Origin of the sequence: Thauera sp., from assembly GCF_034003485.1 — a bacterium.
Classification (GTDB): Bacteria; Pseudomonadota; Gammaproteobacteria; order Burkholderiales; family Rhodocyclaceae; genus Thauera.
On record NZ_JAVEYL010000001.1, the window covers coordinates 105,630 to 122,262 of the forward strand.

The 16,633-nt window shown below is 68.2% G+C and carries 15 protein-coding genes; 12 read left to right on the plus strand and 3 right to left on the minus strand.

What is annotated here, in order from left to right:
- Positions 1-64: 64 nt before the first annotated feature.
- Positions 65-718, minus strand: a complete 654-nt coding sequence (locus tag RBT54_RS00550; protein ID WP_320363036.1) for a choice-of-anchor E domain-containing protein — start codon at positions 716-718, stop codon at positions 65-67.
- A gap of 272 nt (positions 719-990) precedes the next feature.
- Between RBT54_RS00550 and RBT54_RS00555 the strand changes: the two genes are divergently transcribed.
- Positions 991-1,758: a hypothetical protein gene (locus tag RBT54_RS00555; protein ID WP_320363038.1), complete on the plus strand. Its 768-nt coding sequence runs from the start codon at positions 991-993 to the stop codon at positions 1,756-1,758.
- A 107-nt stretch (positions 1,759-1,865) separates the two neighbouring features.
- Here RBT54_RS00555 and RBT54_RS00560 read toward each other — a convergent pair whose 3' ends face one another.
- Positions 1,866-2,840, minus strand: a complete 975-nt coding sequence (locus RBT54_RS00560) for a hypothetical protein (RefSeq protein WP_320363039.1) — start codon at positions 2,838-2,840, stop codon at positions 1,866-1,868.
- 274 nt (positions 2,841-3,114) lie between these two features.
- Between RBT54_RS00560 and RBT54_RS00565 the strand changes: the two genes are divergently transcribed.
- Positions 3,115-4,629: a CoA-acylating methylmalonate-semialdehyde dehydrogenase gene (locus tag RBT54_RS00565; protein ID WP_320363040.1), complete on the plus strand. Its 1,515-nt coding sequence runs from the start codon at positions 3,115-3,117 to the stop codon at positions 4,627-4,629.
- Between the two features lie 49 nt (positions 4,630-4,678).
- On the opposite strand, the gene RBT54_RS00570 is transcribed toward RBT54_RS00565, so the two are convergent.
- Positions 4,679-5,725 carry an AraC family transcriptional regulator gene (locus RBT54_RS00570; RefSeq protein WP_320363041.1) on the minus strand — a complete coding sequence of 349 codons (1,047 nt, stop codon included), beginning with the start codon at positions 5,723-5,725 and terminating at the stop codon, positions 4,679-4,681.
- Positions 5,726-5,887: 162 nt separating this feature from the next.
- Here RBT54_RS00570 and RBT54_RS00575 point away from each other — a divergent pair, with 162 nt between their 5' ends.
- The 10 genes from RBT54_RS00575 to RBT54_RS00620 all read left to right on the plus strand — a co-directional run bounded on the left by RBT54_RS00575 (position 5,888) and on the right by RBT54_RS00620 (position 16,606).
- Entirely contained in the window at positions 5,888-7,069 is a 1,182-nt protein-coding gene (locus tag RBT54_RS00575; RefSeq protein WP_320363043.1) for an isovaleryl-CoA dehydrogenase, read from the plus strand.
- Between the two features lie 13 nt (positions 7,070-7,082).
- Complete coding sequence (locus RBT54_RS00580; protein WP_320363045.1) at positions 7,083-8,690, plus strand: carboxyl transferase domain-containing protein; 1,608 nt, start codon at positions 7,083-7,085, stop codon at positions 8,688-8,690.
- Between the two features lie 10 nt (positions 8,691-8,700).
- A complete protein-coding gene (locus RBT54_RS00585) occupies positions 8,701-9,492 on the plus strand; it encodes an enoyl-CoA hydratase/isomerase family protein (protein ID WP_320363047.1) in 792 nt (263 codons plus the stop codon).
- Between the two features lie 77 nt (positions 9,493-9,569).
- Positions 9,570-10,247: a DUF4126 domain-containing protein gene (locus tag RBT54_RS00590; RefSeq protein ID WP_320363049.1), complete on the plus strand. Its 678-nt coding sequence runs from the start codon at positions 9,570-9,572 to the stop codon at positions 10,245-10,247.
- A 57-nt stretch (positions 10,248-10,304) separates the two neighbouring features.
- Complete coding sequence (locus tag RBT54_RS00595; protein WP_320363051.1) at positions 10,305-12,311, plus strand: acetyl/propionyl/methylcrotonyl-CoA carboxylase subunit alpha; 2,007 nt, start codon at positions 10,305-10,307, stop codon at positions 12,309-12,311.
- An 89-nt stretch (positions 12,312-12,400) separates the two neighbouring features.
- Entirely contained in the window at positions 12,401-14,092 is a 1,692-nt protein-coding gene (locus RBT54_RS00600) for an AMP-binding protein (RefSeq protein ID WP_320363053.1), read from the plus strand.
- A 188-nt stretch (positions 14,093-14,280) separates the two neighbouring features.
- Entirely contained in the window at positions 14,281-15,219 is a 939-nt protein-coding gene (locus RBT54_RS00605) for a hydroxymethylglutaryl-CoA lyase (protein ID WP_320363055.1), read from the plus strand.
- A 78-nt stretch (positions 15,220-15,297) separates the two neighbouring features.
- Positions 15,298-15,498 (plus strand): DUF1289 domain-containing protein, encoded by a 201-nt coding sequence (locus RBT54_RS00610; RefSeq protein WP_320363057.1) that lies wholly within the window; start codon positions 15,298-15,300, stop codon positions 15,496-15,498.
- Positions 15,495-15,689 (plus strand): DUF1289 domain-containing protein, encoded by a 195-nt coding sequence (locus RBT54_RS00615; RefSeq protein WP_320363059.1) that lies wholly within the window; start codon positions 15,495-15,497, stop codon positions 15,687-15,689. The genes RBT54_RS00610 and RBT54_RS00615 overlap by 4 nt, the downstream gene beginning before the upstream one ends.
- On the plus strand, positions 15,686-16,606 hold the full coding sequence (locus RBT54_RS00620; RefSeq protein WP_320363061.1) for an MBL fold metallo-hydrolase: 921 nt from the start codon (positions 15,686-15,688) through the stop codon (positions 16,604-16,606). Before RBT54_RS00615 ends, RBT54_RS00620 begins: the two co-directional genes overlap by 4 nt.
- Positions 16,607-16,633 lie beyond the last annotated feature (27 nt).

The following is a 16,633-nucleotide window of genomic DNA, read 5'->3' on the forward strand; positions in this document are numbered from 1 at the left end:
GCTCGTGAACGCGATAAACCGTCCTTTTGGGACGGTTTATCAGGGGTCGATCAGCGGGAGCGGATCAGCGCGTCTTGCGCCGCAGGCCTGCGAGGCCCACCAGGCCGAGGCCGAGCAGGGCGAGCGAACCGGGCTCGGGAACCGGGTTTGTCGTCGGCGCTGCCGTGTATGCGTACGTCACGGACGCGCCGCAACCAGCTTCAGTGTTCTGGCGGACAACGACGTTACCGCCGCCGCCTGTCTGGGTGTTGGTGACGAAGCTCACGCAGGTGAAGGCCAGATTGCCGGTGCCGATATAAGGGACGAAGTCGGTTGAGGCGACGTTAAGTGTGAGCGAATCACTGATGTCGACAGAGCCAAGGTCGAGTGTTGTGCCGTTGGCGATCGACACGAATCCGTTGGTGTTGAAAAGCTCGATTGACACGGAGTTAGACAAGGGGCCGGAGAACACCAGATCCAGCACGCTGATGAAGCGGTAGCTCTGCGGGTTGGCAGAGGTATTTTCGATCGTGGCGCTGGATTTGCCCCGGCCGAAGAACTGGATTGTGACCGAGTCGAGCGTGCCAAGGCTGCTGTCGAACTGATCCAGAGTCAGTGTCTGGTTGATCTCGGTGGTTTCCAGGTTGAGCGGGGCTTCGAACGAGATGACGGCTGCGTTGGCGCTGAGACTCAGGCTTGCGAACGCAATGGCGAGAGCAGTGTTCTTCATGCTGGTCATGGTGACTCCATGTGGGCTTACAAGATCGTCCGTCAGACGGTAGTCGTATCACAAAGCAATCCCCGTGCCATTCATCCTAGATCCTTGAAGCATAGGTGTTTGATGCAAATATATTTTTTTTGAAATGATCTCGGTGTAAGAAATCCCGACACCGGCACAGTGGGTGCAGTGCGAAATGCACAAGCCGTGCCGGTTCGCGATGCGCCCTCGGTGGGCCTTGCCCATGGCCAACCCGACGTCTAGGCTGCAGAAGCAATCCGGAGGTCGCCGCCATGTACAGAAACCTTCTTGCGCTCGCCCTCGGCATCCTCGTCTCGTCGGTCGCCTCGGCGCAGGCACGCCCGCCCGTCCCGAGTGTGGAGCTCGACAACATGAACAGGACCACCGGCGCCGTCGTAGCCGGTTCGGTGCCCGCGCCCCTGGTGGTGCCGCAGGAGGCGCGTCCGCGCTTTCTCGCCGAATGCCGCCAGGCCTATGTGTCGCGCAGCGCCGACGCCGCGCGTTGGGCCGACGAGCAATGCGTGGCGGACTGGAACAAGATCGGCGCGAGCGCGGCGGCGACCGATGCCTTGCTCGCCGCCTTGCCCGCGGCACCGGGCGAAGCCGTGGCGCTGGCCAGCCTGCGTCAGCGCCTGGGCGGTGTGCGCTGGGCAGCGAAACCCGGCGCACGCCAGTTGTCGGCGAGCGGCCGGCTGGGCGATCTGAGCGTGTCCGTCACCGGCTCGCCCGTGGCGAAAACGCTGGGCGTGAATTGGATGGAGATCGGGGCGCAGCCACCCTATGACATCGTCGGCGCGATGCGGGCGCGCGGTGTCACGCTGACCGAGATCGCCTGCGAGGAGTTCGGCAGTGGCGAGTGGCAGCGCGTGTTCTCGGGCAATGCGCCTGGACGCGCGCCCTTCCGGCTGGAGGTTGCCCAGCGCACCGCGCCGTTTGCGAACGCCAATTCCTACTACGGCGCGACCCTCGACCTGTCCGGTCAGGCGCCCGCGCCGGCAGCGTCCCGGCAGATGTGCACGAATCCGAGCAACTTTCTCTAGGCCTGAGCGCGTAGAGGTCAGCCACGCGCAGCAGCGCAATGCTTTGAAGCGGAAAGTGTGCTTTGAGCTGTACAGCGCGGATCTGGCAGCGAACGGGTACGTTCATGCTATTGCGTCGCCGAAGTGCCGCGTCGACTTGTGACCGTTGGCTGGCGGCGTCGGAAGGACTCGGTGAGACGGCGGAACTCCGGAAGGTATTCCGCTGCGATGTCGGTGCCGACCAGCCCCTGGGAGATGACGTAGCCACCAGGATCGGGCGCGACGACCTGATAGAAGCGCAAGGGCAGCCCGCTACGCAGATCGTTTGCATCAGCGACGATCTCGTACGCCTCGAGCCCATCGACTTTCAAGTTGCGGCCCTGGATGCCGCGCAAGCCGGAAATCTCCACGGTTTGCCGCGCGCGCTCCTCGGCGAAGCGCTGCAGGTCGTCGATTGGGACCCTGCCCACGGAGGGGCCGATCACATACAAGGGTTCTTCCGCCGACGTGCGCGCCATCGAGCCGCTGCGGGTCAGGACGAGCATGTTTCCCATGCGCTGGGCGAGCTTGAGCCGCGAGCCCGCGTCGACATGGAACGGCAGGTCTGCCATGGGGTCGGTCTGCCCGGTTGTCGTCGACGTGCTCAGCACCGCGAGGCGCACCGCTTCGCCGAATGGCGCGGGTGCCGTGCGTGGAAACGTGCCGACCACCAGCACGCTCTCGTTTCCGCGCGGGGCGAGCAGCATCCACTTGCGGAAGTCGATGCCGGCGGCTTGTTGAGTGACGTGAAATAGCAGCGCGGGCGCGCCGGCGACCGCCACGTCCTTCATCTCGATCAGTTGCATGCCGCGTGACGCCAGCCCTTCGCGCGTGAACCCGGCGCGCAGCTCGGCGTATCCGGCCGGTATTTCGTTGACCATGATCGAGGCCCCTTGCGCCGGGTGCTCGAATCCGGGAAAACGCCGCGAGGGCGTGAATCCTTCCGGCGGCTGGAGTTCGACCCGTGTGCCCGGAATGGGAGCCGGTAACACGACGGCGGGACCGAACATGAAAGCGACGACCAGCAGCGCCCGCATCGTGGCCCGGATGGATGGATTTGTCATGTGCGCCTCCTGTCTGGCAACGTCTTAACCATAGTCCAGAAGCTTGCAGGGTCAATCGGATCCATGGGGCCGTGGGCAGCCGACGCTCTGCTGAGCAGCTTCCGGGCAGGTTGGCGGGACCGGGGTTGTTCTAAGATGGCCGTCCATGCGCGTCCTGACCGACGGGGCCCGGTCGGCCTGTCCGCATCGTCTCGTCGGGGGCTTCGCGGTGGGCTTGGCCAGGTAGCGGTCAGCCAGGCAATAGAACGAAATCCGTCAGCGAGGAGACAAGACGATGAGCATGCATTGCACGGCCGCGCCCGCGCGCGTCGGCCACTGGATCGACAATGAAATCCGTCAGGGTGACGGCGCCCGCACCAGTCCGGTGTTCGACCCCGCCCTCGGCCGCGTTGCGCGCGAGGTCGATCTGGCCACGATGGCCGAGGTCGACACGGCGGTGGCCTCTGCAGTGCGCGCGCAGGTGAGCTGGGCCGAACATGCGCCGCAACGCCGCGCACGCGTGCTGTTCAAGATGAAGGCGCTGGTCGAGCGGCACGCCGACGAGCTCGCGCGCCTGATCACGCGCGAGCATGGCAAGACCTTCCCCGACGCGCAGGGCGAGGTACAGCGCGGGCTGGAGATCATCGAGTTTGCCTGCGGCATCCCGCAACTGCTCAAGGGCCAGCACTCCGCAGACGTCGGCGGTGGCATCGCGAACTGGAGCCAGCGCATGCCGATCGGGGTGGCGGCCGGCATCACGCCGTTCAACTTCCCCTTCATGGTGCCGATGTGGATGGCGCCGGTGGCGATCGCCTGCGGCAACGCCTTCATCCTCAAGCCGTCCGAGCGCGATCCTTCGCCCTCGCTGCTCACCGCCGAGCTGTTCCGCGAGGCCGGGCTGCCCGCGGGCGTGTTCAACGTGGTGCAGGGCGACCGGGTGGCGGTGGACACGCTGCTCGCGCACCCCGATATCGCCGCGGTGAGCTTCGTCGGCTCGACGCCGATCGCCCGTCACATCCACGAGACCGCGGCGCGCCACGGCAAGCGCGTGCAGGCGCTGGGCGGGGCCAAGAACCACATGGTGGTGATGCCCGACGCCGACCTCGACCAGGCCGCCGACGGGCTGATCGGCGCTGCTTATGGTTCGGCCGGCGAGCGCTGCATGGCGATCTCGGTGGCGGTTGCGGTGGGTTCGATCGCCGACGACCTGGTGGCGCGGGTCAGGGCGCGTGCGCATACGCTGCGGGTCGATGACGGCGAGGCGTCGGGCGCCGACATGGGCCCGGTGGTCACGGCCGAGGCCAGGGCGCGCATCGAGGCCTACATCGCCGCCGGGGTGGACGCGGGCGCCGAGCTGGTGCTCGATGGCCGTGGCCTGACGGTGGCGGGGCGCGAGAACGGTTTCTTCGTCGGCCCCACGCTGTTCGACCACGTGCGCCCGGGCATGCGGATCTACGACGAGGAGATCTTCGGGCCGGTGCTGTGCGTGGTGCGCGTATCCACCTTCGCCGACGCGGTGGCGCTGATCAACGCCCACGCCCTCGGCAACGGTGTCGCCTGCTACACCCGCGACGGGCGCACTGCGCAGGCCTTCGTGAACCGGATCCAGGTCGGCATGGTGGGCATCAACGTACCGATTCCGGTGCCGATGGCCTGGCATTCCTTCGGCGGCTGGAAGCAGAGCCTGTTCGGCGACCACCACGCCTACGGCGAGGAAGGCGTGCGCTTCTACACGCGCTACAAGAGCATCATGCAGCGCTGGCCCGACAGCGGCTCGAACGGGCCGGAGTTCGTGATGCCGGTCAACTAGCGGGGTTTGGCCGGACGGGCGGCATTAAATCCGTTGCGCGCGGCACTGGCTACGGTGCCGACCCAATGCTCGTCCGGTACGCGCTCGGCGCCACCCCAGTCCACTCCCGGAACGCGCGCGCAAAGCTCTTCTCGCTGTCGAACCCCACCGCGGCGGCGATCTGCTTGACCGGCTTCGTCGTCTGCAGCAGCAGCTTCACCGCGTGTTCGCGGCGCGACTCGTTCTTCAGCCGTTGCAGTGACACGCCTTCCTCCTTGAGCTGCCGGTGCAGTGTGCGCACCGAGGTGTTGAGCTGGGCAGCGACGTCTTCCGCGGTGTGGGTGGCGGCAGGGTCAGCGGCGAGGATCTGCGCGACGCTGTGCACCAGCAGGCGGTCGCGGCGGTACTGCAGCACGGTGAGCGGCAGCGCGCGCTGCAGCATGGTCTGCAAGGCCTTTTCGTCGCGGCGCACCGGCAGCGCGAGGTAGCGCGCGTCGAAGGCGATGCTGGCGGATTCTGCGGCGAAGCGCGCCGGGCCGGCGAAGAGGTAGGCGTAGGCGTCGGCGTGGGCCGGGGCGGGAAAGGGGAAGGCGGCCGCGGTGAGCGCGATGCGTGAATCCACCACCCAGCAGGCGTAGCCGAGCAGGTAGCGCAGGGTGCTGACGAGGGAGAACTCGCGCAGTTCGCCGAGCGCGGCGTGCTCGGTGACGCCGATCGTGGCGAGCCCCCCGCGTTGGGTCAGCTCGAAGACGATGTCCTCGGTGAGCAGACGGTGGTGGCGGCACCAGCGCTTGAGCGCCACCTCCAGCGTCGGCGCGGTGAGCGACGCCCGGCACAGCATGCCGTAGCTGCCCCAGGGCAGGCGCCGCGAGAACCAGCCCAGCGCCTCGTCGTCGAGCGCCTGCATGGCCGCGCCCGACATCAGCTCCATCTGCGCCGCGGTGACGCGTGCGCTCGGGTCGTCCAGCAAGGCCGACGGGATCTGCGCCTGCGCGAGCGCGCTGGCCGGATCCATGCCCCGCAGCCGATACCCGGTGACGATCGCGCGGATGAAGGCGATCGGCGTGGCGGCACGGCCGCGAGTGAGTTCGGCGGGCGAGGGGGCGAGGATCTTCATGCATCGGAATGCTAGTCCGCGTGGCACGAATTGCAACCATGATGGCACTCGTCGAACGCCCCGCCCCGCTAATCTCCATTCATTCCCGGGCATGCGCCGTCCATAATGGATTTTGCGCAAGGAGCCCATCGCGCCAGGACAACCTCGAGAAGGAGACACCCCATGAACGTGCCCAGCCTGAACTTCAACCTCGGCGAGACCATCGACGCGCTGCGCGATACGCTGCAGTCCTTCTGCGCGGCGGAAATCGCCCCGCGCGCAGCCGAGATCGACCGCGTCAATGAGTTCCCCGCCGACCTGTGGAAGAAGCTCGGCGACCTCGGCGTGCATGGCATGACGGTGAGCGAGGAGTACGGCGGCACCGACATGGGCTACCTCGCCCATATCGTGGCGATGGAAGAAATCTCGCGCGCCTCGGCCTCGGTGGGCCTGTCGTATGGCGCGCACTCAAACCTGTGCATCAACCAGATCCGCCGCAACGGCACCGAGGCGCAGAAGCAGAAGTACCTGCCCAAGCTGATCTCGGGCGAGCACGTCGGCGCGCTGGCGATGTCCGAGCCTAACGCCGGCTCCGACGTGGTGAGCATGAAGCTGCGCGCCGATCGCAAGGGTGACCATTTCGTGCTCAACGGCGCCAAGATGTGGATCACCAACGGCGGCGACGCCGACACCCTGGTGGTTTACGCCAAGACCGACCTCGCCGCCGGCCCCAAGGGCATCACCGCCTTCATCATCGAGAAGGGTATGAAGGGCTTCTCCTGCGGCACCCACCTCGACAAGCTCGGCATGCGCGGCTCCAACACCTACCCGCTGTTCTTCGACGACGTCGAGGTGCCGCTGGAGAACGTGCTCGGCGGCGAGGCCAACATCGGCCGCGGCGTGCAGGTGCTGATGTCCGGCCTCGACTACGAGCGCGCGGTGCTGTCGGGCGGCCCGCTCGGCATCATGGCGGCGTGCATGGACGTGGTCGTGCCCTACATGCACGAGAGGAAGCAGTTCGACACCCCGATCGGCGAGTTCCAGCTCATGCAGGGCAAGATCGCCGACCTGTACTCCACCTGGAGTGCCTGCCGCGCCTACGCCTACGCCGTGGGCCAGGCCTGCGACCGCATCGACCACGCGCGCAGCCTGCGCAAGGACGCCGCCGGCGTGATCCTCTACACCGCCGAGAAGGCAACCTGGATGGCGGGTGAGGCGATCCAGGCCCTGGGCGGCGTGGGCTACACCAATGAATACCCGGTCGGCCGCCTGTGGCGGGATGCCAAGCTGTACGAGATCGGCGCCGGCACCAGCGAGATCCGTCGCATGCTGATCGGTCGCGAACTCTTCACCGAAACTCGCTGAGCGGAGCGCCCCCATGAGCGTGATCAAATCCAGCATCAACACCCGCAGCGAAGACTTCCAGGCCAACGCCGCCAGCCTGCGCGCCCAGGTCGAGGACCTGCGCGCCAAGGCGGCCCAGGTCAGCCTCGGTGGCGGCGAGTCGGCGCGCGCCAAGCACACGGCGCGCGGCAAGCTGCTGCCGCGCGACCGCGTCGGCCACCTGCTCGACCCGGGCACGGCCTTCCTCGAGGTCGGCCAGATGGCCGCGTACGGCATGTACGACGACGAGGCGCCGAGCGCCGGCGTCATCACCGGCATTGGCCGCGTGCAGGGCGTCGAGTGCATGATCGTGGCCAACGACGCCACGGTGAAGGGCGGCACCTACTACCCGATGACGGTCAAGAAGCACCTGCGCGCGCAGGAGATCGCCGAGCAGAACAACCTGCCCTGCATCTACCTGGTCGACTCGGGCGGCGCCTTCCTGCCCCGGCAGGACGAGGTCTTCCCCGACCGCGACCACTTCGGGCGCATCTTCTACAACCAGGCCAACATGTCGGCCAAGGGCATCCCGCAGGTCGCGGTGGTGATGGGTTCGTGCACCGCCGGCGGCGCCTACGTGCCGGCGATGTCGGACGAGACCGTCATCGTCAAGAACCAGGGCACCATCTTCCTCGGCGGCCCACCGCTGGTGAAGGCGGCGACCGGCGAGGTGGTGACGGCAGAGGACCTCGGCGGCGGCGATGTTCACACCCGGCTTTCGGGCGTGGCCGACCACCTGGCCGAGAACGACGCCCACGCGCTGTATCTGGCGCGCCGCATCGTCTCCAACCTCAACCGGACGAAGCCGATCAGCCTGGCGCTCGGGCAGGGCGAGGAGCCGCTGTACGACCCGGAAGAGATCTACGGCATCATCCCCTCTGATACCCGCAAGCCCTTCGACGTGCGCGAGATCATCGCCCGCGTGGTCGATGGCTCGCGCTTCGACGAATTCAAGGCCCGCTACGGCACCACGCTGGTGTGCGGCTTCGCCCAGCTCCACGGCTACCCGGTGGGCATCGTCGCCAACAACGGCATCCTGTTCGGCGAGTCGGCGCAGAAGGGCGCGCACTTCATCGAGCTGTGCGGCCAGCGCGGCATCCCGCTGCTGTTCCTGCAGAACATCACCGGCTTCATGGTCGGGCGCAAGTACGAGAACGGCGGCATCGCCAAGGACGGCGCCAAGATGGTGACCGCGGTCGCCACCGTGCAGGTGCCCAAGATCACCATGCTCATCGGCGGCTCCTTCGGCGCCGGCAACTACGGCATGTGCGGCCGTGCCTACAGCCCGCGTTTCCTGTGGATGTGGCCGAATTCGCGCATCAGCGTGATGGGCGGCGAGCAGGCGGCGAGCGTGCTGTCCACCGTGCGCCGCGACGGCATCGAGGCCAAGGGCGGCGCCTGGAGCAAGGAAGAGGAAGAAGCCTTCAAGGCGCCGATCCGCGACCAGTACGAGGCCCAGGGCCATCCCTATTACGCCACCGCGCGCATGTGGGACGACGGCGTGGTCGACCCGGCACAGTCGCGGCGCATCCTGGGGCTGAGCTTGTCTGCCGCGCTCAACGCGCCGATCCAGCCGACGAAGTTCGGCGTGTTCCGGATGTAAGGGGGCTGAGATGAGCTATGAGACCCTGGAGATCGCCCGCGAAGCCGGCGTGGCGACGATCTGGATGAACCGTCCGGACGTGCACAACGCCTTCAACGCACAACTGATCGCCGACCTCACGACGGCCTGCATCGAGCTCGATGCGGACGATTCGGTGCGCGCGGTGGTGCTGGCCGGGCGCGGCAAGAGCTTCTCGGCCGGCGCCGACCTCAACTGGATGAAGGCCGCCGGCGAGGCGAGCGAGGCGGAGAACTTTGCCGACGCGATGAAGCTCGCCGGCATGCTGCGTACGCTGGCCGAGATGAACAAGCCGACGATCGCGCGCGTGCATGGCGCGGCGCTCGGCGGTGGCATGGGGCTGGCGAGCGCTTGCGACATCTGCATCGCCGGTGACAAGGCGGTGTTCGCGACCTCCGAGGTCAAGTTCGGGATCATCCCGTCGGCGATCAGCCCCTATGTGATCCGCGCCATCGGCGAGCGTCAGGCCTATCGCTACTTCCAGACTGCGGAGCGCATCGGTTCGGTGCGCGCTGCCGAACTGGGGCTGGCGCACGAGGCGGTGGTGACCGAGGCGCTCGACGCCAAAGTCAAGGAGGTGGTCGAGGCGCTGCTGCAGGGCGGGCCGAAGTCCCAGGCTGCGGCCAAGGACCTGATCCGCGCGGTGGCCAACCGGCCGGTGAGCGATGCGGTGGTGGAAGACACCGCGCGCCGCATCGCCAGCCTGCGCGTGACGCCCGAGGCCAAGGAAGGCTTGGCCGCCTTCCTCGACAAGCGCCCTGCGGCGTGGATCAAGCAGGGCTGAGGCGCGGCCGGGCTGTGGCCGGCAAGCGCACGGACCGCGCTGCCAGCCGCGCCTGACGAACATCCGGAGACACCGCCATGGACGCCTACGCCTTCAGCAGCTGGCCGACCGAGCTCACCGCGCTGCTCGACTGGAGCGGTGTGCCGCTCGACATGGCCTCGCTCGCTGCATTGGCGGCGGGTCTGGGTTGGGCGAGCGGGCTGCGGCTGTATGCGCTGGTGTTCGTGCTCGGGGCGCTCGGGCGCTTCGGCGGCGTGCAGGTGCCGGGCGGGCTGGAAGTGCTCACCCATCCGCTGCTGCTCGGGGTGTCCGGGGTGATGCTGCTGGCAGAGTTTTTCGCCGACAAGCTGCCCTGGGTCGATTCGATGTGGGACGCGGTGCATACCTTCATCCGCATCCCGGCCGGTGCGGCGCTCGCCGCGGCGGTGATGGGCGACCAGAGCGGCGCCTTGCAGGTGGCGGCGGCGTTGGCCGGCGGCACGCTGGCGGCGGGCACGCACTTCGCCAAGGCGGGGGCGCGCGCGGCGATCAACACCTCGCCCGAGCCGGTGACCAACGTCACCACCTCCCTCGGCGAGGACGCGCTGTTCGCCGGCGGGCTGTGGATGTTGCTGCAGGAGCCGCTGTGGTTCCTGGTGGCGCTGGTGGTGTTCGTGGTGCTGGCGGTGGCGCTGATCGTGATGCTTTGGCGCTTCCTGCGGCGCGTGTTCCGGCCGCGATTGCGACCGCCGCGCCCCGAGTTGCCCGCGCCGTGATGGCCGCAAATAGCGCAAAGACAGATTTCTGAATTCCGACAAGAAGCTGGAGACGACATGTTCGACAAGATCCTGATTGCCAACCGTGGAGAGATCGCCTGTAGGGTGATCAAGACCGCCCGCCGCATGGGCATCAAGACCGTCGCGGTCTATTCCGAGGCCGACGCCAACGCCCGCCACGTGCGCCTGGCCGACGAGGCGGTGCTGATCGGGCCGGCGGCGGTGCGCGAGTCCTACCTCGTCATCGACAAGATCATCGCCGCCGCCAGGCAGACCGGCGCGCAGGCCATCCACCCCGGCTACGGCTTCCTGTCCGAGAACGAGGACTTCTGCCACGCCTGCGAGCGCGCAGGCATCGTCTTCATCGGTCCGCCGGTGGCGGCGATCCGCGCCATGGGCTCGAAGTCCGAGGCCAAGAAGCTGATGGAAGCCGCCGGCGTGCCGCTCACCCCCGGCTACCACGGCGACGACCAGGAGCCGGCGTATCTGCACCAGCAGGCCGACGCCATCGGCTACCCGGTGCTGATCAAGGCCGCGGCCGGCGGCGGCGGCAAGGGCATGCGCCTGGTGGAGCGCTCGGAGGACTTCATCGACCTGCTCGCCTCCTGCAAGCGCGAGGCCATCTCCAGCTTTGGTGACGATCACGTGCTGGTCGAGAAGTACATCACCAAGCCGCGCCACATCGAGATCCAGGTCTTCGGCGACACCCACGGCAACGTGGTGTATCTGTTCGAGCGCGACTGCTCGGTGCAGCGCCGTCACCAGAAGGTGCTGGAGGAGGCGCCCGCGCCCGGCATGACGCCCGAACGGCGTGCGGCGATGGGCAATGCCGCGGTCGAAGCGGCGAAGGCGGTGGGCTACGTCGGTGCCGGCACTGTCGAGTTCATCGCCAATCAGGACGGCTCGTTCTACTTCATGGAGATGAACACCCGCCTGCAGGTCGAGCACCCGGTCACCGAGATGATCACCGGACTGGACCTGGTTGAATGGCAATTGCGCGTCGCTTCGGGCGAGAAGCTGCCGCTGGCGCAGGAGCAGCTGCAGATCCGCGGCCATGCGCTCGAAGCGCGCATCTACGCCGAAGACCCGGCCAAGGGCTTCCTGCCCTCGACCGGCAAGCTGGTGCACCTGGCGCCGCCCGCCGAGTCGCTGCACGTGCGCGTCGACACCGGCGTCGAGGAGGGCGACGAGATCAGCCCGCACTACGACCCGATGATCGCCAAGCTGATCGTGTGGGACATCAACCGCGACCGCGCGCTCGCCCGCATGCTGCAGGCGCTGGCCGACTACCGCGTGGTGGGCGTGGCCAACAACATCGAGTTCCTGTCGCGCCTGACCGCGTGCCCGGCCTTTGCCGGCGCGGACCTCGACACCGGCCTGATCGAGCGCGAGAAGGCCTACCTCTTCCCCGCCGAGGAAGGCGTGCCCGACGAGGTGCTGCAGATCGCCGCGCTCGCCGAGCTGCTGCGCGAGACCGCGCTCGCCGATAAGCGCGCCCAGCGCACGGCCGATGCACGCTCGCCCTGGCACGCGCGCGACGGCTGGCGCATGAACGCCACCGCGCGCCGCACGCTGCTGTTCCGCGCCGGTGAGACCGAGCACGCGGTGGACGTCGCCTACCTGCCCGGGGCGTACCGGCTGACGATCGACGGCCGCAGCGTCGAAGCGCGCGGCGAACTCAACCCGCGCGGTCTGCTGCGCGTCGAACTCGACGGCACGCGCATGGACGCCACCGTGATCGCCGCCGCCGGCCGCCGCCATGTCTTCGCCAAGGGCCGTGCGTGGCAACTGGCCGCGGTCGATCCGCTGCACCACGGCGGCGAGGGCGGCGGCGCCGAAGGCGGCCTGCTGGCGCCGATGCCGGGCAAGGTCATCGCCCTGGTCGCCGCCGAGGGCGCCAAGGTGGAGAAGGGCGCGCCGCTCTTGATCCTGGAGGCGATGAAGATGGAGCACACCATCACCGCGCCGTCCGCCGGCACGGTCAAGGCCTACCGCTTCGGTGTCGGCGACCAGGTGGGCGATGGTGCGGAGTTGGTTGAGTTCGAGGCGGCAGCGGCGGCCTGAGCCTGCAGGTGCAGGATGGAAGTCTGGAAGAAGCAGCCTGGCGGCCGGCAAGCGCCGGTGCTGCCCTGGCGTATGAGGAGAGGAACACGATGAGCAGTACCGCGAGCTATGTGCACGGCGCATCCGCCAAGCCCTTGATCGGCCAGACCATCGGCCGCTTCTTCGACGAGGCCTGCGCCCGCCACGCCGAGCGCGAGGCGCTGGTGGTGCGTCACCAGAACGTGCGCCTGACCTACGCCCAACTGAAGAGCAAGGTCGACGCGCTCGCCTGTGGTTTCATGCGTCTGGGCCTGGCGCCGGGCGAGCGCATCGGCATCTGGTCGCAGAACACCCTGGAATGGACGCTGACCCAGTTCGCCGCAGCCAAGGCCGGGCTGGTGCTGGTGAACATCAACCCCGCCTACCGCCGCTCCGAGCTCGAGTACGCGCTCAACAAGGTCGGCTGCCGCGCGCTGGTGCTGTCGCCGGCCTTCAAGACCAGCGACTACCTCGAGATGATCGCCGAACTCGCGCCCGAGCTCGGTCACTGCGAACCCGGCCTGCTGCGCAGCCACCGCCTGCCCAGCCTGGAGATGGTGATCCGCATGGGCGCGGACGAGTCGCCCGGCATGCTCAACTTCGACGCGCTGCTGCGCGCGCCCGGCCGCGAGGAGCTCACCGCGCTCGCCGTGCTGTCCGAGAAGCTGCAGTTCGACGACCCGATCAACATCCAGTTCACCTCCGGCACCACCGGCCACCCCAAGGGCGCGACCCTGTCGCACCACAACATCCTCAACAACGGCTTCTTCGTCGGCGAGGCGATCAAGCTGGTGGCGGGCGACCGCCTGTGCATCCCGGTGCCGCTGTATCACTGCTTCGGCATGGTGATGGGCAACCTCGGCTGCCTCACCCACGGTGCCACCATGGTGTATCCCGCCGAGGCCTTCGAGCCGCTGGCGGTGCTGGAGACGGTGGCGCAGGAAAAGTGCACCGGCCTCTACGGCGTGCCCACCATGTTCATCGCCGCGCTCGACCATCCGCGCTTTGCCGAGTTCGACCTGTCCAGCCTGCGCACCGGCATCATGGCCGGCAGCCCGTGCCCGATCGAAGTCATGAAGCGCGTGATCGGCAAGATGAACATGGCCGAGGTGACCATCGCCTACGGCATGACCGAGACCTCGCCGGTGAGCTTCCAGAGCGGCACCGACGATCCGATCGACTGCCGGGTGTCCACGGTGGGCCGCATCCAGCCGCATCTGGAGGTGAAGATCGTCGACAACGAGGGCCGCATCGTGCCGCGCGGCCAGTCGGGCGAGCTGTGCACCCGCGGCTACTCGGTGATGCTCGGCTACTGGGACGACGAGGCCAAGACCCGGGAGGCGATCGACGCCGGCGGCTGGATGCACACCGGCGACCTCGCGGTGATCGACGACGAGGGCTACTGCAACATCGTCGGCCGCATCAAGGACATGGTGATCCGCGGCGGCGAGAACATCTATCCGCGCGAGATCGAGGAGTTCCTCTACGCCCACCCCAAGGTGCTCGACGTGCAGGTGGTCGGCATCCCGGACGAGAAATACGGCGAGGAGCTGTGCGCGTGGATCATCCTGCGCGAGGGCGAGCGCCTCTCGGAGGACGAGGTGCGCGAGTACTGCAAGGGCCAGATCGCCCACTACAAGATCCCGCGCTACATCCGCTTCGTCGACAGCTTCCCGATGACGGTGACCGGCAAGATCCAGAAATTCCTGATCCGCCAGAAGATGAAAGAAGAGCTCGGGCTGGATGAGGCAAGGACGGCCTGAACTGCACAGCGGGCGTAGTTTTTCTGTGGGAGCGGGCTTGCCCGCGAAAAGGGCTGGCTGAATCGCTGCCTTCGCGGGCAAGCCCGCTCCCACAAGAGCCCGCTCCCCGTGGACTGGCACCTTGTCCGCCGCACATTCACGCTGGTACGCGCTGTTCCAGCCCGGCAAAGTTTGAGGAGATGCAATCCATGGCGAACAACCGCCTCCCCGAATCCGTCCGCATCGTCGAGATGGGCCCGCGCGACGGCCTGCAGAACGAGAAGCAGCTCGTCTCCACCGACACCAAGCTCGAGCTCGTGCGCCGCCTCGAGCGCGCCGGGCTGAAGGCGATCGAGACCACCTCCTTCGTGTCGCCCAAGTGGGTGCCGCAGATGGGTGACAACGCGGAGCTGCTGCCGCGCGTGCTCGCCGCAGCCGCGCCCGGCGTCGCCTACCCGGTGCTCACCCCCAACCTCAAGGGCTTCGAGACCGCGCTTGCCGCCGGCGCGAAGGAGGTCGCGGTGTTCGGCGCCGCCTCCGAATCCTTCAGTCAGAAGAACATCAACTGCTCGATCGCCGAGTCGCTCGAGCGCTTCCGCCCGGTCACCGAGGCGGCGCACGCGGCCGGCGTCAAGGTGCGCGGCTACGTCTCGTGCGTGGTCGGCTGCCCCTACGAGGGCGCGATCGCGCCGCAGGCGGTGGCCGACGTGGCGGCGACGCTGCTGGACATGGGCTGCTACGAGGTCTCGCTCGGCGACACCATCGGCGTCGGCACGCCCGCGAGCATCCAGCGCATGCTCGAGGTCGTGGCCGGGCGCGTGCCGGTGGACAAGCTCGCCGGCCACTATCACGACACCTACGGCATGGCGGTGGCCAACGTGTATGCGTCCCTCGAACTGGGCGTGGCGGTGTTCGACGCCTCGGTCGGCGGGCTGGGCGGCTGCCCTTATGCGGCGGGCGCGTCGGGGAACGTTGCCACCGAGGATGTGGTCTGGTTGCTCAACGGGCTCGGCATCGACACCGGCATCGACCTCGATGCGCTGGTCGACACCGCCGCCTGGATCAGCGCCCAGCTCGGCCGCGAGCCGGCGTCGCGCGTGGCGCGCGCAGTGCTGGCCAAGCGCGCCAAGGCGGCCTGCGCGTCGTAAGTCGTTCATAATCGGGGCTGAATTCCACGAGGCGGCGCGCATGTACGCGCCGTCCACATCCCAGCAGAGACTGTACCCATGAGTGTTCCTTCCCCCTGCACCAACGTCTGCCGCATGAGCCCCGACACCGGCTGGTGCGAAGGCTGTCAGCGCACGATCGACGAGATCACGCGCTGGAGCCGCACGACCGACGACGATCGCCGCAGCATCCTCGCCGCCTTGGCCGAGCGCCGCGAATGGCTGGGCGAGGCTGGCCAGGCCGCGGAGACGCGCGCATGAGCGGTGATGCGCTGTGTGTCGGCGTGTGCATGATCGACTGGGACTCGGGCGTGTGCCTGGGCTGCGGCCGCACGGCAGACGAGATCAACGGCGTGCCGGTGGCGCCCCCGCCCGCGGCCCTGCAGGCTGACGACAAGCCCGTACCGCTGCCGGCGAATGTCGCCGCGCAGGTCGGGGAGGGGAGCGATTGAGCGCGCAGCCCCGCCTGCCCGAAACCGTCCAGGTCTTCGAGCGCGGCTGGCTGTCGGCCAACAACGTGCTGCTGTTCGACGGCGGTGAGGCGACGCTGGTCGACAGCGGCTACGTCACGCACGCCGGGCAGACGGTGGCGCTGGTGCGGGCGGGGCTCGACGGGCGCCGCCTCGGGCGGCTGATCAACACCCACTCGCATTCCGACCACATCGGCGGCAACGCCAGCGTGCAGCGCGCCTTCGGGTGCACCATCACCGTACCGACCGGCATGGCGCAGGCGGTGACGCACTGGGACGAGGCCGCGCTGCTGTTGAGCACCGCAGCCCAGGCCGGCGAGCGCTTCGAGATCGACGCCACGCTCGCCCCCGGCGACCGCTTCCTTGCTGGTGAGCTGGAATGGCAGTCGATCGCCGCGCCCGGTCACGACATGGACGCGCTCGCCTACTACAACGCCGAGCGCCGCATCCTGATGTCGGGCGATGCGCTGTGGCGCGACGGCTTCGGCATCCTGTTCGCCGACGTGCTCGGCACCGGCGACGGGCTCGGCGAGACGCGGCGCACGCTGGAAGGCATCGGCCGGCTCGCGGTCGATATCGTCATCCCCGGCCATGGCGCCCCCTTCACCGAGTTCGACGATGCGCTCGAGCGCGCCTTCGCCCGCCTGCGCGCCTTCGAGGCCGACGGCGCACGCATGGCGCGCAACGCCATCCGCGCCTGCATCACCTTCAGGTTGCTCGACGTGCGCAGCATGGCGCTCGACGAACTGCCGCAGCACCTCGCCGAGACGCCGCTCTACCGCGAGGCCAACCGGCGCTTCCTCGGGCTGAGCCCGGACGCGCTGGCGGGCTGGCTGGTGAAGGAGCTGGAGCGGGCGGGCGTGGCGCGGCGTGAGCACGGCGCGCTGGTGGTGAGCTGAGCCATGCGTGATGACGACCGACTGGTA

Excerpts from the sequence above, each read along its gene's own strand:
- RBT54_RS00605 (WP_320363055.1), top strand. The coding sequence starts at position 14,281 with ATGGCGAACAACCGCCTCCCCGAATCCGTCCGCATCGTCGAGATGGGC.
- RBT54_RS00570 (WP_320363041.1), bottom strand. The coding sequence starts at position 5,725 with ATGAAGATCCTCGCCCCCTCGCCCGCCGAACTCACTCGCGGCCGTGCC.
- RBT54_RS00600 (WP_320363053.1), top strand. The coding sequence starts at position 12,401 with ATGAGCAGTACCGCGAGCTATGTGCACGGCGCATCCGCCAAGCCCTTG.
- RBT54_RS00565 (WP_320363040.1), top strand. The coding sequence starts at position 3,115 with ATGAGCATGCATTGCACGGCCGCGCCCGCGCGCGTCGGCCACTGGATC.
- RBT54_RS00585 (WP_320363047.1), top strand. The coding sequence starts at position 8,701 with ATGAGCTATGAGACCCTGGAGATCGCCCGCGAAGCCGGCGTGGCGACG.
- RBT54_RS00555 (WP_320363038.1), top strand. The coding sequence starts at position 991 with ATGTACAGAAACCTTCTTGCGCTCGCCCTCGGCATCCTCGTCTCGTCG.
- RBT54_RS00575 (WP_320363043.1), top strand. The coding sequence starts at position 5,888 with ATGAACGTGCCCAGCCTGAACTTCAACCTCGGCGAGACCATCGACGCG.
- RBT54_RS00595 (WP_320363051.1), top strand. The coding sequence starts at position 10,305 with ATGTTCGACAAGATCCTGATTGCCAACCGTGGAGAGATCGCCTGTAGG.
- RBT54_RS00610 (WP_320363057.1), top strand. The coding sequence starts at position 15,298 with ATGAGTGTTCCTTCCCCCTGCACCAACGTCTGCCGCATGAGCCCCGAC.
- RBT54_RS00560 (WP_320363039.1), bottom strand. The coding sequence starts at position 2,840 with ATGACAAATCCATCCATCCGGGCCACGATGCGGGCGCTGCTGGTCGTC.
- RBT54_RS00590 (WP_320363049.1), top strand. The coding sequence starts at position 9,570 with ATGGACGCCTACGCCTTCAGCAGCTGGCCGACCGAGCTCACCGCGCTG.
- RBT54_RS00615 (WP_320363059.1), top strand. The coding sequence starts at position 15,495 with ATGAGCGGTGATGCGCTGTGTGTCGGCGTGTGCATGATCGACTGGGAC.
- RBT54_RS00580 (WP_320363045.1), top strand. The coding sequence starts at position 7,083 with ATGAGCGTGATCAAATCCAGCATCAACACCCGCAGCGAAGACTTCCAG.
- RBT54_RS00550 (WP_320363036.1), bottom strand. The coding sequence starts at position 718 with ATGACCAGCATGAAGAACACTGCTCTCGCCATTGCGTTCGCAAGCCTG.